Origin of the sequence: Compostibacillus humi (assembly GCF_014637175.1) — a bacterium.
Classification (GTDB): domain Bacteria; phylum Bacillota; class Bacilli; order Bacillales; family Amphibacillaceae; genus Oceanobacillus; species Oceanobacillus humi.
Map to the genome: position 1 here is coordinate 37,805 of NZ_BMEV01000017.1, position 14,770 is coordinate 52,574.

General features: G+C 41.9%; 12 protein-coding genes and 1 pseudogene. 10 read left to right on the plus strand and 3 right to left on the minus strand.

Annotated features, from left to right (window positions below; translation table 11 throughout):
• Nucleotides 1-32 precede the first annotated feature (32 nt).
• The 5 genes from IEV18_RS06225 to IEV18_RS06245 all read left to right on the plus strand — a co-directional run bounded on the left by IEV18_RS06225 (nt 33) and on the right by IEV18_RS06245 (nt 7,325).
• Nucleotides 33-242 carry an acetyl-CoA carboxylase biotin carboxyl carrier protein subunit gene (locus tag IEV18_RS06225; RefSeq protein ID WP_188391522.1) on the plus strand — a complete coding sequence of 70 codons (210 nt, stop codon included), beginning with the start codon at nt 33-35 and terminating at the stop codon, nt 240-242.
• A gap of 92 nt (nt 243-334) precedes the next feature.
• A complete protein-coding gene (locus IEV18_RS06230; protein WP_188391523.1) occupies nt 335-1,117 on the plus strand; it encodes an enoyl-CoA hydratase in 783 nt (260 codons plus the stop codon).
• 15 nt (nt 1,118-1,132) lie between these two features.
• Nucleotides 1,133-2,662, plus strand: coding sequence for an acyl-CoA carboxylase subunit beta (locus IEV18_RS06235; protein ID WP_188391524.1), 1,530 nt, complete (start codon nt 1,133-1,135; stop codon nt 2,660-2,662).
• Nucleotides 2,663-2,805: 143 nt separating this feature from the next.
• Nucleotides 2,806-6,453: a dynamin family protein gene (locus IEV18_RS06240; protein ID WP_188391525.1), complete on the plus strand. Its 3,648-nt coding sequence runs from the start codon at nt 2,806-2,808 to the stop codon at nt 6,451-6,453.
• Nucleotides 6,453-7,325, plus strand: a complete 873-nt coding sequence (locus IEV18_RS06245; RefSeq protein WP_188391526.1) for a 5'-3' exonuclease — start codon at nt 6,453-6,455, stop codon at nt 7,323-7,325. The genes IEV18_RS06240 and IEV18_RS06245 overlap by 1 nt, the downstream gene beginning before the upstream one ends.
• Here the strand turns inward: IEV18_RS06245 and IEV18_RS06250 are convergent.
• Together IEV18_RS06250 and IEV18_RS06255 are read right to left on the minus strand one after the other, a co-directional pair.
• Nucleotides 7,315-8,448 (minus strand): zinc-dependent alcohol dehydrogenase, encoded by a 1,134-nt coding sequence (locus tag IEV18_RS06250; RefSeq protein ID WP_188391527.1) that lies wholly within the window; start codon nt 8,446-8,448, stop codon nt 7,315-7,317. The two genes, IEV18_RS06245 and IEV18_RS06250, sit on opposite strands and share 11 nt — an antisense overlap.
• Nucleotides 8,449-8,611: 163 nt before the next feature.
• A complete protein-coding gene (locus tag IEV18_RS06255) occupies nt 8,612-9,655 on the minus strand; it encodes a C45 family autoproteolytic acyltransferase/hydrolase (protein WP_188391528.1) in 1,044 nt (347 codons plus the stop codon).
• 122 nt (nt 9,656-9,777) lie between these two features.
• Between IEV18_RS06255 and IEV18_RS06260 the strand changes: the two genes are divergently transcribed.
• From IEV18_RS06260 to IEV18_RS06275, 4 genes and pseudogenes are all read left to right on the plus strand, one after another.
• Nucleotides 9,778-10,314 carry a GNAT family N-acetyltransferase gene (locus tag IEV18_RS06260; RefSeq protein WP_188391529.1) on the plus strand — a complete coding sequence of 179 codons (537 nt, stop codon included), beginning with the start codon at nt 9,778-9,780 and terminating at the stop codon, nt 10,312-10,314.
• Between the two features lie 21 nt (nt 10,315-10,335).
• The gene (locus IEV18_RS06265) at nt 10,336-11,196 is read left to right on the plus strand and encodes a fructosamine kinase family protein (RefSeq protein ID WP_188391530.1); all 861 of its coding nucleotides are present in this window, start codon (nt 10,336-10,338) and stop codon (nt 11,194-11,196) included.
• Nucleotides 11,197-11,309: 113 nt separating this feature from the next.
• Nucleotides 11,310-12,038, plus strand: a complete 729-nt coding sequence (nagB, locus tag IEV18_RS06270; protein WP_188391531.1) for a glucosamine-6-phosphate deaminase — start codon at nt 11,310-11,312, stop codon at nt 12,036-12,038.
• 707 nt (nt 12,039-12,745) lie between these two features.
• Nucleotides 12,746-13,231, plus strand: a pseudogene (locus IEV18_RS06275) (ROK family protein); the annotation flags it as partial.
• A gap of 369 nt (nt 13,232-13,600) precedes the next feature.
• On the opposite strand, the gene IEV18_RS06280 reads toward IEV18_RS06275, so the two are convergent.
• Nucleotides 13,601-14,476 (minus strand): 3-hydroxyacyl-CoA dehydrogenase, encoded by an 876-nt coding sequence (locus IEV18_RS06280; RefSeq protein WP_188391532.1) that lies wholly within the window; start codon nt 14,474-14,476, stop codon nt 13,601-13,603.
• Between the two features lie 73 nt (nt 14,477-14,549).
• Here IEV18_RS06280 and IEV18_RS06285 point away from each other — a divergent pair.
• A partial coding sequence (locus IEV18_RS06285) for a transposase family protein (RefSeq protein ID WP_188391533.1) occupies nt 14,550-14,770 on the plus strand: 221 nt, incomplete at its 3' end.

A 14,770-nucleotide genomic window follows, 5' to 3' on the forward strand; every position in this document is an offset into this window, starting at 1 on the left:
AATAGATTTGCAGAATGATAGGAGGAAGTACAATGGAAGTGAAAGCAAGTATGGCAGGAAGCGTTTGGAAAGTATTGGTGAATACAGGAGATTCTGTACAGGAAGGCGACGACGTGATTATTTTGGAATCGATGAAAATGGAAATTCCAATTGCTGCCGAGTCTTCCGGAGTAGTAAAGGAAGTAAAGGTAAACGAAGGGGACTTCGTAAACGAAGACGATGTGCTCGTCGTACTGGAATAATTGCTCGATTATATTAAAAAAGGAATTGGATAAAATGTTCATCCTTTTCCTTTTTCTGCGTAGCAAGGAAATTTTAATTCGGGGTGATACATATGGAACCTCTCGTTACCTGGTCGAAAGCAGAAGATCATATTGCCGTAATGACATTAAACCGGAAAGAAGCTGCCAATGCAATGTCAAAACAGCTTTTAGATGATTTGAATATTGCGATTCAAGAAGTTGCACAAGACAACAGCATCTATTGTGCCATCCTTACCGGTGCTGGGGAAAAGGCGTTTTGCGCCGGTGCAGACTTGAAGGAAAGAAAGACAATGACCGATGAACAAGTAACGGAAGCGGTGCGCTACATCGGCAATACCGTTTCTGCTTTGGAAAAGATGCCAAAACCTGTGATTGCTGCCCTTAACGGTGCAGCCTATGGCGGAGGTTTAGAACTGGCGCTTGCATGTGATTTGCGAATAGCAGCGAAAGGAATAAAGCTCGGTTTAACCGAAACCTCATTAGCCATTATTCCTGGTGCAGGCGGAACCCAGCGATTGCCGCGGCTCATCGGAATCGGCATGGCAAAAAAGCTGATTTATACAGCGAAACCAATTACGGCTGAAGAAGCGGAACGAATCGGCTTAGTGGAAGAAGTGGCGGAAAAGGAAGATTTGCTGGAGCAGGCGCTTCAGCTGGCAAGAACAATTGCTCAAAATGGGCCAATCGCTTTACAGCAGGCTAAATTGGCTATCAATAAAGGAATGGAAACCGATTTGGATACTGGACTGGCGATAGAACATCTGGCATATCAAAAAACCATTCCGACAGAAGACCGTAAAGAAGGGCTGCTTGCCTTTAGCGAGAAAAGAAAACCAAATTATCAGGGCAAATAAGCGAGGAGTGGTAGGATGTCCTTAATTCAGGAATTAGAAGCGCGGATTGAGAAAATCAAACAGGGCGGAAAAGAAAAATATCATAAAGCAAATCAAGATAAAGGAAAATTATTCGTCAGGAAGCGCCTTGAACTGTTATTGGACGAAGGGCTTCATATTGAAGATGCCTTTTTTGCCAACTGTATGGATGACTCCTTGCCGTCTGATGGCGTCGTTACAGGCATCGGCAAAATCAACGGCCAAGATGTTTGTATCATGGCAAATGATTCCACGGTGAAAGCAGGATCTTGGGGAAAAAGAACGGTAGAGAAAATATTGCGCATCCAAGAAACTGCAATGAAACTGGAAATTCCCATCATCTATCTAGTTGACTCTGCAGGAGCGCGGATTACGGATCAGATCGAAATGTTTCCGGGGCGACGTGGTGCCGGGAGAATTTTCCATAATCAAATAAAACTGTCCGGCCGGGTACCGCAAGTATGCCTGTTATTCGGTCCGTCGGCTGCTGGCGGAGCCTACATACCGGCATTTTGTGACGTCGTCATTATGGTGGACGGGAATGCGTCCATGTATTTAGGCTCGCCACGGATGGCGGAAAAAGTGATCGGCGAAAAAGTAACCCTTGAAGAAATGGGCGGTGCGAATATGCATGCCACCGTTTCTGGCGTCGGCGATGTATTAGTGAAATCGGAAGAAGTAGCGATTCAATATGCGCGGAATTACTTAAGCTACTTCCCGAAAAATTTCCGCACCAAGCCGAAAGAAGCAGAAGCGAAAGAACCGAAATTATTTGAAAAGTCTATTGCCGAATTAATTCCGGAAAACCAAAATGCCCCATTTAATATGTACGATCTGATTGACCGGGTGATTGACGAGGACAGTTTTTGTGAAATTAAGAAGAAATTTGCTCCGGAACTGATTACCGGGTTGGCGAGAATAAACGGACATTCTGTCGGGATTATCGCCAATCAGCCTCGGGTAAAAGGCGGGGTGCTGTTTACCGATTCGGCGGATAAGGCGGCAAAATTTATTCAGCTTTGTGATGCCTTTAATATTCCGTTATTATTCTTAGTGGATGTGCCTGGTTTCATGATTGGGACAAAAGTGGAACGGGAAGGGATTATCCGCCACGGGGCAAAAATGTTATCAATGATGAGTGAAGCAACGGTGCCTAAAATCTCCGTCATTGTCCGCAAAGCTTACGGGGCAGGACTATACGCCATGGCTGGGCCGGCCTTTGAGCCGGATGCATGTCTGGCCTTTCCAAACGCGCAAATTGCGGTGATGGGACCGGAAGCAGCGGTGAACGCCGTTTACGCCAAGAAAATTGCCGAGTTGCCTGAAGAAGAAAGGGCAGCTTTCATTAAAGAGAAACAGGAAGAGTATAAAAAAGAGATTGATATTTACCGCCTAGCCTCGGAAATGGTAGTAGATGATATTATTAATCCAAACCACTTGCGTCAGGAACTTATAAAACGCTACAGTGTGTATGCTGAAAAGAACGTCATATTTACCGAGAGAAAACACGGGGTATATCCGGTTTAAAGCTTTGGCTTCATGCCAAAGCTTTTTTCTATAAACAAAGTTAACGATAATCATATTATGTTAACTAGTATAAAAAAGTGGCTATAGAATTGGGAGGGGAAGTTTCGTATAATAATCATTAGTGAGGATGAAGGAGAAAGGGCATGGTTATGACAAAACTGAAGGAGCAAAATCTAGCAAACTATAACGAAAATCATTTGTATCCGCTGTATCATTGGCTGCTGCAACAGAATGATACGGAAAATGCAAGCAAAATTTTAGATTTATATGAAAAAATGAAGAACGATGAGTTTATTGTCGGATTTACGGGGCATTTTTCCGCGGGGAAATCATCGATGATCAATGCGTTATTAGGAAGGGAAATTTTGCCTAAAAGCCCGATACCGACAAGTGCAAACATCGTAAAAATAAAGTCTGGGGCAGGGCTGGTCCGTCTTTTCTTGGAGCAGGGGGATATTATTGAAATCAATGAACCGTATGATGCAGAAAAGATTAAGCAATATTCGGCGGCGAAAGGCATCATTCGGTCAATAGAAATTGAGAAATCCGATTTTCCGTTGCCTGCGGGTGCAGTCATTATGGACACTCCGGGTGTGGATGCGGCAGATGATGCAGACGGGAAATTGACATCATCTGCGCTCCATATGGCTGATGTCCTGTTTTATATGATGGATTACAATCATGTTCAGTCGGAAGTCAATTTATTTTTCTTAAAAGAGATTCAAGAAATGGGAATACCGTTCTTTATTATCGTTAACCAAATTGATAAACATAACGAAAAAGAGTTAAGTTTCAGCCAGTTTACTGAAACGATCCAAGGAACTTTTCAAAATTGGGAGCTGAAGCCGGAACGAATTTTTTATTCATCACTCCTTGAAGGAAACTATCCATACAATGAATTTCCAGAGATTAAATCCACGCTGCTATCCCTTTTCCAGGAGAAAGAGGATAGAATGCGAGACGGATTTCAAAGGGCAGTTGAGCAAATTGTCCGCTCGCATAAAAAATTTATCGAATTACAGTTTGAAGAAAAAATCAAGCCGCTGGAAATTCACGGAGTCGGTCCGACAGATGAAGAATGGGATTCCATTCAAAACAAATTACAACGATTGGAAGAGCAACCGCTGCAGCTGGAGAAAGAATTTCGGCATGAAATCGAGTACACGTTGGCCAATGCTTACATTATGCCGGCGAGTTTGCGGGAAATCATTCATTCTTATTTAGAATCGATGGACGGCTCTTTTAAAGTCGGTTTGTTCGCTTCAAAAAAGAAAACGAAGCACGAAAGGGAGAAGCGGCTCGAGGCCTTTTATGAAGCATTGAAGAAAAATGTCGAATCACTAATTCAATGGAAACTTCGGGATAAAGTATTGCACTTGCTTAAAAAATATGAAATTGATGATGATCAATTATATCAGCAAGTTCAATCTTTTTCCGTACCTTTCAGTAAAGACCGATTGCGGGACCATGTTAAACCTGGAGCTAAATTAAATGGGGATTACGTTCTCCACTATGCGGATGATGTGGCAAACGATATTAAAAGACAATATAAACAAAAAATAATGGAAATCTTGCCTTCCCTAATTCAGTACATTGCCGAGGCCAATGAAGGCAAAATGACAGAATGGAAAGAAAGGCTTTCCCAAATAGAGAAGCAGCGGTTTACAACGGAGAAAAAAGAAGAACTGGAGCAGGAGCGGCAGGAATGTATTGCTGAATTTCATGAAATTCTTCATTCTCCGAATGGGGATGATCACGTAAAGCAGCATTTGAAAGAAGCGTATTTGCAAAAGTACGCCCGCTTGCGGACGGAAGAAGCCGTTTCGTGTGAAAAGCCGGAACGAAAGGCCGATGAAGTTCCTGTTTCCGGTGGAGGTGCAGCAGCGAACAAAGCCAACGGACTTCCGCTTGAACAAGTCATCAAAAGCATTGATGCAATTTTAAGCTCACTGGGAGATACGAAAGTCGTTCACCACTATGCAGAGGAACTCCAGGAAAAGAGACAGAGTTTAAAAAATCGGAGTTATACGATTGCATTGTTCGGGGCGTTCAGCGCAGGCAAATCTTCCTTTATTAATGCGCTGATTGGTGATGACCTGCTGCCGGTATCCCCGAATCCGACGACGGCAGCGGTAAACCGAATTCGCCCGGTTACGGAACAATACGGCCACAATACAGTCGTATTGACATTAAAAACAAAAGAAAATATTGCTAATGATATTGTGCAGATGACGAAAAAGTTCTCGCCGCCATCCAACGAGCTCGGAACACTTCTGGACTGGATAGCAAGGGAAAACATTCATATACACCCGGACTTAAATGAGATGTACCAGGCATACTTGCAAGCATTATTAAGAGGGTGGCCTGATTATCAGCGGGAGGAAAACAGGGAAAAAATTATTTCCATCGATGAATTAAAGCTGTATGTGACAGATGAAGCAAAAGCCTGTTACTTGGAAATAGCAGACGTATATTTTGATTGTCCGTTAACAAAGCAAGGCATTACGTTAGTGGATACGCCTGGAGCGGATTCGATGAACGCAAGGCATACAAATGTCGCCTTTAATTATATTAAACATGCCGATGCCCTGCTTTACGTCACATATTTTAACCACGCCTTTTCCCGGGCGGACCGGGATTTTCTCAAGCAGCTTGGGCGGGTTAAAGATGCTTTTCAGCTGGACAAAATGTTTTTCCTTATTAACGCATCGGACTTAGCGGAAAATAAGGACGAACTTAAGCTCGTTATTCAATACGTGGAAGAACAGCTGCAAGCTTTTGGCATCCGTTTGCCAAGACTGTATCCGATATCGAGCAAAAATTCTCTGCTGGAAAAACAGAGGAAAATTCCATTAAATGAGAAAATGGCAAACTTTGAAGCTGCTTTTTATCGATTCATTCATCAAGATTTAACGGCACTTACGGTACAGTCGGCAATTCGGGAAATGAAACGTATTCACGATGCGCTGGAAGAATACATCGCCTCCATCCAGCTGGATGAATCCGAAAAACAGAAAAGAATCCAGTCGTTAACGGAGAAAAAGGATAAGCTGACCGAAACGATATCTGCCTTTGAAACAGCTATCTATGAGAAAAATATTCGCGATAAAGTGGAAAAACAATTGCATTACGTGCTGGAAAGATTGTCCATTCGTTTTCACGATTTGTTTAAAGACAGTTTCAATCCGACGACGGTGACGGAATCAGGGAAAAAAGCCCACGAACAGCTCCGAAAGAACACAGAACAATTATTGGAATACGTAAGCTTCGAATTGCATCAGGAAATTCAGGCAGTCACCCTCCGGGTAGAAGCATTTTTAACGGAACAAGCGGAGCATCTATATCAAAGACTGGGGAGTTATGCAGAAAATATAGATCGGCTATTTACCCTTTCCGACTGGAAACGAAAAAACTGGAATACGCCAACGATTGAAAGAGGGTTGGAAAATATCGACATTGCTTTATTTGACCAGGCATTGAAAAAATATAAAGGAACGAAATCGTTTTTCGTCCATAATGAAAAGGAAAGAATGAAAGAAGAATTGTTTGCGCTCCTTTCTCCTTTTGCGGAACAATATGTACGGGCAAATCAGACACAGATTAGCGAAGCATATTTGTCCCAGTGGAATAGAAATACGGAAGCGATGAAAAAGGAAATGATGGCAACGATTCGAAAAACGCTGGAAAATTATCGGGCGATGATCGGTTCAGAGGTGAACCTGTCCCAGTTCCAGAACAGTCTGGAAATTATCCAAAAAGAATTACAAAACAATAGAATTGAGGATATGTAATGAAAAATAAATTGCTTTTAGTAGACGGAATGGCATTACTGTTCCGCGGGTTTTTTGCCACTTCATTCAGGGGTAATTTTATGAAGACGGAAACAGGGTTGCCGACAAACGGCGTGTATCAGTTTTTAAAATATTTTTTACATGCCGAATCCACTTTCCGTCCAACCCATATTATTTGTTGCTGGGACATGGGAAAGGATACTTTTCGTACTTCGATTTACGAAGGGTATAAAACGAATCGGGAACACCCTCCGGAAGAATTAGTTCCCCAATTTGATTTAGTCAAAAAAGTGGTGGAACTTTTCCGCATTCCGAATGTCGGTGTAGCCAATTACGAAGCGGACGATTGTATCGGAACGCTGACAGCTAATTTTAAGACAGAGGCTGAAATAACGGTTTTAACTGGAGACCGGGATTTATTGCAACTTGTCGACTGTAACGTGCAAGTGGCAATCATGAAAAAAGGAATTGGCAATTATGACCTGTATTCAATGGAAAACTTCCATGAAAAGACAGGAATTGATCCGCAGCAAGTCATCGAAGTAAAAGCGCTAATGGGGGATTCTTCCGACAATTATCCCGGCGTTAAAGGGATCGGTGAAAAAACTGCCATGAAACTGATTAAAGAATACGGATCTGTTGACAGCTTGCTCCGTCACCTTTCCGAGCTGCCGAAAGGAATACAAACGAAAATTACGAATGATAGAGAAATGCTGCGAATATCGAGGGAATTGGCGGAGATTAAGAAAGATGTTCCCCTTGAATTTTCTATGGAAGAAGCTGCTTGGAACCGGAAAAAAGAAGATGTGGTGAAAAAGTTAAACGAAATGGAATTGAACCATTTCGCCAAATTAATTATGACTACGGCTTAAGAACGACTTTTATACATTGTTCCTTTTTTTGATGAAAAATACGATATGCATGTTCAGCTTGATCCAGCGGGAGTCGATGGGTAATGATTTCCGTTGGATCGATTTTTTTATTAGCGATAAGCTGATACAATTCTTCCATATAGCTGCGGGCAGGTGCTTGCCCCATTTTAAGCGTAATATTTCGCGTAAAAAAAGGGCCTAAAGGAAACATATTGTACAATCCGCCGTAAACACCGGTAAGCTGTACTACACCGCCTTTTTTCACCGCCTTGGCCGAAATTTGGATTGGACCGAGGGTGCCTCCTTGGAGCTTCAATTTTTGCTCGATGAATTCGAGGGGAGACTTTTTCCCGTCCATCCCTACACAGTCAATGACGACATCGGCACCGCCTTTTGTTATCTCTTTCAATGTTTCTCCCATGTCATCGTATTTCGTAAAATCAAAGGCTTCCGTATGATTCATTTTACGGGCATATTCCAGACGATAATCAAAATAATCAACGGCAATGACCCGGTCTGCTCCTTTGAGCCATGCGAATTTTTGCGTCATCAATCCAACGGGGCCGCATCCAAGGACAATGACGGTGTCACCATTTTTAACACCGGCATTTTCCACACTCCAGTATGCCGTCGGCAAAACATCTGAAAGAAAGAGAACTTGTTCATCCTCTAATTCACAATCTTCCGGCAAAACGAAGGGAGTAAAATTGCCAAAAGGGACTCGCAAATATTCAGCCTGACCACCAGGATAATTGCCAAATTTTTCAGAGTAGCCAAAATAGCCTCCGGCATCATAATGGGGGTTCGCATTATCACATTGGCTAGTTAAATGATGTTCACAATAGGCACATTTCCCGCAGGCTACTGTAAAGGGGATAACGACCCGGTCGCCTTTTTTCACCCGGGTAACACCCGGCCCTGTTTCTTCCACGATGCCCATCGGTTCATGGCCGATAATATATTCGATGGGGAGCGGAAAATTGCCTTGATACAAATGCAAATCAGACCCGCATATGGACGTAGAGGTGATACGGACGATGATATCTTCCGGGTCTTTTATAGCTGGATCTGCGACCTTTTTCACTTCCACTTTATATTTCCCTTGATACGTAACTGCTTTCATCGATCCTTTCCTCCTTTTGCCAATTCAATCTTATCGTTTGTAGCCGCAGCAAAAATATACAGTTATTTGTCCAGAACGCTAACCTCTGTCTGGAAAATGTTGGCTTCGATAAAAGGAGAAGGTATAATGGGGAAAAAGGTCACCTGAATAGTGACGACAAGTATTATGCGAGCGGCGCCATATTAACAAAGGGAAAACGGGAGTTCAGTTCTCCTTTAATTCGTTTGACTGGAATATCCTTTCCTTCAAACCAATGTTTGCCGTCAATGATAAGGGGCTTTCTGTTGCCGCCTATAGCAAACCATATTTTCTTCTCTCTCGGAAAGTATTGAGCGGTATGAATCGTTCCTGCCCAGGCACCGTATTTTTCGGAAAACACCCCGCTGGCTGGATCATTCATCATGCGAAATGCGTCATAAGGGTTTGCTAGAGTCCTTTGTCTGTGTGCGATTGCAGACCATCGTTGGCGGGAATCTTGCATCCGGTAGCGGTTTTCTTCCGTTAATATGTCAAAGTGGTTCGTGCACCAATTTCCTGTTCGCGCTACTACTTTTCTCGGAGAAGCCTCAACGATAACCGAGCCATCTGGATCCGAAAGTACGTAGATAAAGGAGTGGCGATGGGGGATTTCCTTTAATAAATCAATCGCTTCTTCCTTATTTTGGCAAGTTTCTAAAACAATCCGTGCAATCATGTTGCATATGAATCCGTTCCTCGTTTTCTTGCGGTGAACAAAATTATACCCGATGGCCAGGCCGTGTTCATTGATTCCATCCGTACGGCCGGTAATTTGCATCGACGGTCCGATGGCTGCAAAACCATTGTTTGGCTGAAACAAAACGAATCGTCCTTCATAGGAAAGGGGATCATTATCATAATTCCGCACCATAAACCCGTTGTCTGTATAAATGGAGCAGCCGCTATTGCCGTACTCTATATAATATCCGCCAAATTCCCGAAGGGCATCGGTAAAGGACATCTTTAATGAATCGGCCAGCCCTTGGATTTCTTCAAGCAGTTTTGGCGCAAAGGACTGAAATGCGTTTAAAACTTCCATTCTATCGATTTGGAAATGCCGGTTCATTTTCTTCCATTGTTTTTTCCGGTTGCTTAAAATGGGTGAATGCAGCAATAGCTTTCCCTGATATACTCCAAAGTCATAGTGGCTGCCGCGGAAAGGAACGATCTCACTATACACTTTAATCATGGAATTCTCCTTTATCTTGTCGTTTCAGATTTAAGTATACACTGTGGAACAACCGTTGAAAAATACACTGTCTTGAATGCCATCCAAAAGCTTCCTATGTAAAGGAGGGGAGGATAACCAAAATGTTAAAGGAAAAGAAACTGAAAGACGGAAGCATTCTCACGCTAAGAAACCCGAAGGAAGAAGATGCGGAAGCGATAATCAGCTATTTAAATCGGGTTGGAGGAGAAAGTGACAACCTGCTGTTCGGCGAAAATGAATTTCATTTAACGGTGGAAGAAGAGAAAGAATATATCCGTCGAACGAATGAGGACCCAAATTCGCTAATGATTGTAGGAATCATCGATCATCACCTTGTCAGTATTGGACAGATTCAGTCATACCGCAGAAAGCGAATTGCCCATAATAGTGAACTGGCTATTTCTGTAAGAAAAGATTATTGGGGAAAAGGTGTCGGCAGTGCAGTAATGGAAGAATTAATTCATTTTGCCGAAAAACATCCTGTCATAAAATATGTGCATCTCGGGGTAAAGGCGGAAAATGAAAAGGCAATCAAGTTATATGAAAAATTTGGTTTTAAAAAAATCGGCACCCATAAAAATTTTTTCCACATGAATGGGAAATTTTACGATGAAATATTGATGGATTTGTATATATAAATAGAAGAGAGGGGCAGCTTGATGAAGGAATTATTGGAAGCCGGAATAGGGCAAATTGAGCCAGATGGAGTCATAGCCGAGTTCCGGTCTGTTCCCGGCGGCGACATAAATGAAGCTTATTATGTCCGGACAAAGGAAAACGAATATTTTGTTAAGGCGAACCGAAAAGCAGAAAAAGAATTTTTTGTCTTTGAAGCCTATGGTCTAAAGAAAATACGTCGAACGAACACCATTCGAGTGCCTCACGTTTATGCAATCATGGAAGTATCCGGAATACCGATGCTATGGTTGGAATGGATTTTCGGGGCGAAAAAGAATGAGACTGATAGATTATTAGGGGAACAGCTGGCTGCTCTTCATTTAAATGAAGCAGAGGGATATGGGATGGACCGGGACGGTTTTATTGGAAATTTAAAGCTCCCGAATCAAATGACAAATGATTGGGTTGCCTATTTCCGGGATTACCGGTTATATCCTCAGCTTGTTTATGGAAAGCAGCGCGGAACGATTGCCGGCAAACGCGGTAAACAGCTCGAAGCAGTGATGAAAAAGCTGGAACGGTGGATTCCTGCTTTCCCGAAGAAAAGCATTTTACACGGTGATTTATGGGGCGGAAATTGGCTTGCTGGAGCGGATGGGAATCCATACTTAATCGATCCTTCTATCTTTTATGGTGACCATGAAATGGAAATAGCCTTTACCGAATTATTTGGAGGTTTTTCTCGTACATTTTACGAAGCGTATAACACCGCTTTTCCATTATCTGAATCGTATGAAGAGAGAAAAGAACTGTACCAGCTCTATTATTTGCTCATTCATTTAAATATGTTTGGAGAATCTTACGGGAGTGCGGTGGACCGGATATTAAGAAAGTATGCTTAATTTGAAAAATGGTTTAAGATAGCAGCGTTCGGATGAATATTAATTGACAGACAGACGGAATATCCAATAAAATTTTTTTGTCAAGGCTATTTGATTGAACTGGGGGCAGGAACATGAAAATTATTGAAACGAAAGATTATGATGCACTAAGCAGAAAAGCGTGTGAAATTGTACTCCAAACATTAAAGGAAACGGAAAAACCAGTGCTTGGATTGGCTACCGGCTCAACACCAGAAGGGTTATATCAATATTTAATTCAAGCCTATCAATCTGGTGAAGTTTCCTTTAAAGATGTGACGACTTTTAACTTGGATGAATATGTCGGCTTGGATGCGGATGATCCGAATAGCTATCATTACTTTATGAACGACAAATTTATTGACCATATCGATATTTTGAAAGAAAACGTATTTATCCCGAATGGGATGGCAGAGGATATAGAAAAAGAGTGTAACGCATATGAAGAAAAAATCCGCACGCTAGGCCCGATTGATTTGCAAGTGCTTGGGATTGGTTTAAATGGGCATATCGGTTTTAATGAACCGGGAACGTCTTTTTCCAGCCGCACCCATATGGTGAAATTAAAAGAATCGACAAGACAGGCGAACGCCCGTTTCTTTGCTTCCATCGAGGAAGTTCCGACCCATGCGGTGACAATGGGAATTGATACAATTATGGAAAGCAAGGAAATATTGCTGCTTATTTCCGGAAGCCATAAAGCTGATACGTTAGCACAGCTCGTAAATGGAGAGGTGTCTGAAACTTTTCCGGCATCCGTTCTGAAAAATCACCCAAACGTGACGCTAATCGCCGATGAAGGCGCATTGGAAAAGGTTAAATAACTTTTTCATCGTAAAAAGGGGTTTGCAAAGCTTTATTCTATGGAAAAATTTGCAAGCTCCTTTTTGTTTTGCAATCATATGATTAGGCTCTATACTAAATGTTGGGGTTTAAAAATAATTTAAAGACAAATAAAAACACGCTTCTCCAATTTCTTTTATACTTGAATTGACCAGAAACAAGCAAAAAGAGAGGAGAAGCGTGTAAATGAATAATACCATAAAAATCCCTGGTTTAGAAGATGTAATTATTACAAGTTTGTGTCAATCTTTTCTCGGTACCGTAATGGCACCAATATTTTGAGCACTCTATTTTTGTACGCTTTTTTTTGGCTTTCTTAGTGCTAAATCCTTATGACGTAACGTGTGCTGATACACCGCTCCGGAAATATACTTCGCTTTCCGCGGGCGGCTGGGGAGCCTCCTCGGGCTGCGCCCTGCGGGGTCTCCCCTAGGCCTTTCCTCCCGCTGGAGTCTCCGTATATTTCCGGAGCTGATGAGTGGCTCCGTCCGGATTTCACCTGAAACTCTTTGCCAATTTTCCAATGGCGGATGAATGAGGGCCATATACGGGTATAGAACCTTCTTTCACGCCAATGGAAGGACGTGTCGGTTGGCGGAGATAGGAAGACATTCGGATCACTTTTTTCACTTCTCGTTGCTTTCGTGCGCTCATTTTCATCTGTTTCAGATAGGCTGGCAAAAATGTCGACAGCTGTCTTTATATCACGATCGGTACGGGTATTGGCGCTGGCTTGGTGCAAAGTGGACAAGTGTTTCAAGGAAAAAACCATCCAGAAATGGGACATATTTTGGTGCAAAAGCATGAAGACGATCCATTTGAAGGGAGTTGTCCAAGTCATGGTGCATGTATTGAAGGTTTGGCATCAGGAACAGCAATTGAAAAGAGATATGGCAAAAAGGGAATGAAGTTAGCCAATAATGACAAAGTATGGGAAATTGAAGCGTATTATTTAGCTCAAGCTTGTATGAACTATTATGTGATATTACAACCGGAAAAGATTATACTCGGTGGTGGTGTCATGAAACAGGAAAAACTATATGAAATGACCCGTGAAAAATTTATGAAGTTTTTAAATGGATATTTGGAAGTCCCCAATGTGAGACAATTGATAGTGGCACCAGAGTTAAACGACGACCAAGGCGTCATAGGCGCAATGTTGCTTTGCCAATAAAACTGTTATCGAGAGCAATGTTTGCTCTCTTTTTTATTTTCCGAATCAGGTCTCTGAATTATATTTAATAAAATATGTCTGAATTCGCCGCAACACTCGTGATGATCATTTTTTTTATTTATTATTCCTCCTGTTGATTTGTTACTTATACTATAATCAACGAAGCTTAAAGAAGGCTAAGAGCAAGATGAGAATTTGCTGATAATCCGTTCAGTAAAAATTAATGGATGCACTCTGTTTTTTCACCTAGTCAATCGTATGGTGGAATGATTTCTAATTTTTTCCTTGCAGGGAATATAGGACCGCCCCTAAAAATATTTTCTTTAGTTTCAAAAAAAAACAGAGACCCCCCGAGTCTCCGTTCTGTCGTTATTTAAGAAAATCTTCATCCAAATATTTCGGATTTGGATAATCGTAAAATGTTTTTCTTCCTTTATCGATGAACTCTTTCTTGAAAAACTCGGCGACTTTAGCGGCATTTTCGTTCCCTGCTTCCGCTTTTGCACGGGATAAATTGTACGGGGTATTGATGCCGATCACATCCAAAATCGCAAATGGCCCTTTAGGAGCGCCGGTCGAAATCATCCACGTCTTATCGACCATTTCAAAATCTGCAATTCCGTTAACGACCAGATTTTCAGCCGCTTCCAAAAATGGCACAAGCAAGGAGTTCAACACATAACCAGGCTGTTCCTTATGGATCGGAATCGGCACCATACCGATTTCTTCTGCAAATTGGATGACGCCTTGGAAAACTTCTTCTGCGGTTCCTTTGTGTTTCATCACTTCCGCAATATTATTCGTCCAAATTTCATTCGCAAAATGGAGGTGCAAGTATTTCTCAGGACGACCTGTGAATGCAACCAATTGACTCGGAATCATCGTGGATGAATTCGAAGCGAAAATCGTTTTTTCCGGAGCTACTTTCGCTAAAGTCGTGTAGAAATCCTTTTTAATATCCAACACTTCAGGCACTGCCTCAATGACTAAATCTGCATCGCTCACCGCATCCTTCAAATCAGTGTGGAATTCCAAACGATTGTACGCCTCATCCACCTCTTCCGGACTAGCTCCCAAATCCTTCTGATATCTAGGCTTTAGCTCTTGGATCCTCTCTTTACCTTTTTCAATCGCTTCATCATTGATATCATAAACAGATACGTTGAAACCTTTAAAAGCGGTTTGAAAAGCAATCTGACTCCCTAACACACCAATTCCTGCAACAGTAATATTTTTAAAGCTCATGAAACCAACACTCCTTAAATTAGTCAATAAATCATGATGTCAATATAGTTGTATTTAAACACAACAATGGAGTTTGTGTCAAGCTTTTCTCGGTACCGCAAAGGTGGAGGAATTTGAGGATCGAATAGCCATATTTGTCGAAATGAAGGTCCAAACCCACAGATGCCCAAAATGTGGTAAGAAAACGAGAAAAATACATGATTATCGAGTGCAAAAAATCAAGCATTTAAAATGGTTTGAGCGTTTAAGCTATATTTTTTATCGGAAGCGCAGATATAGATGTGATACATGTGG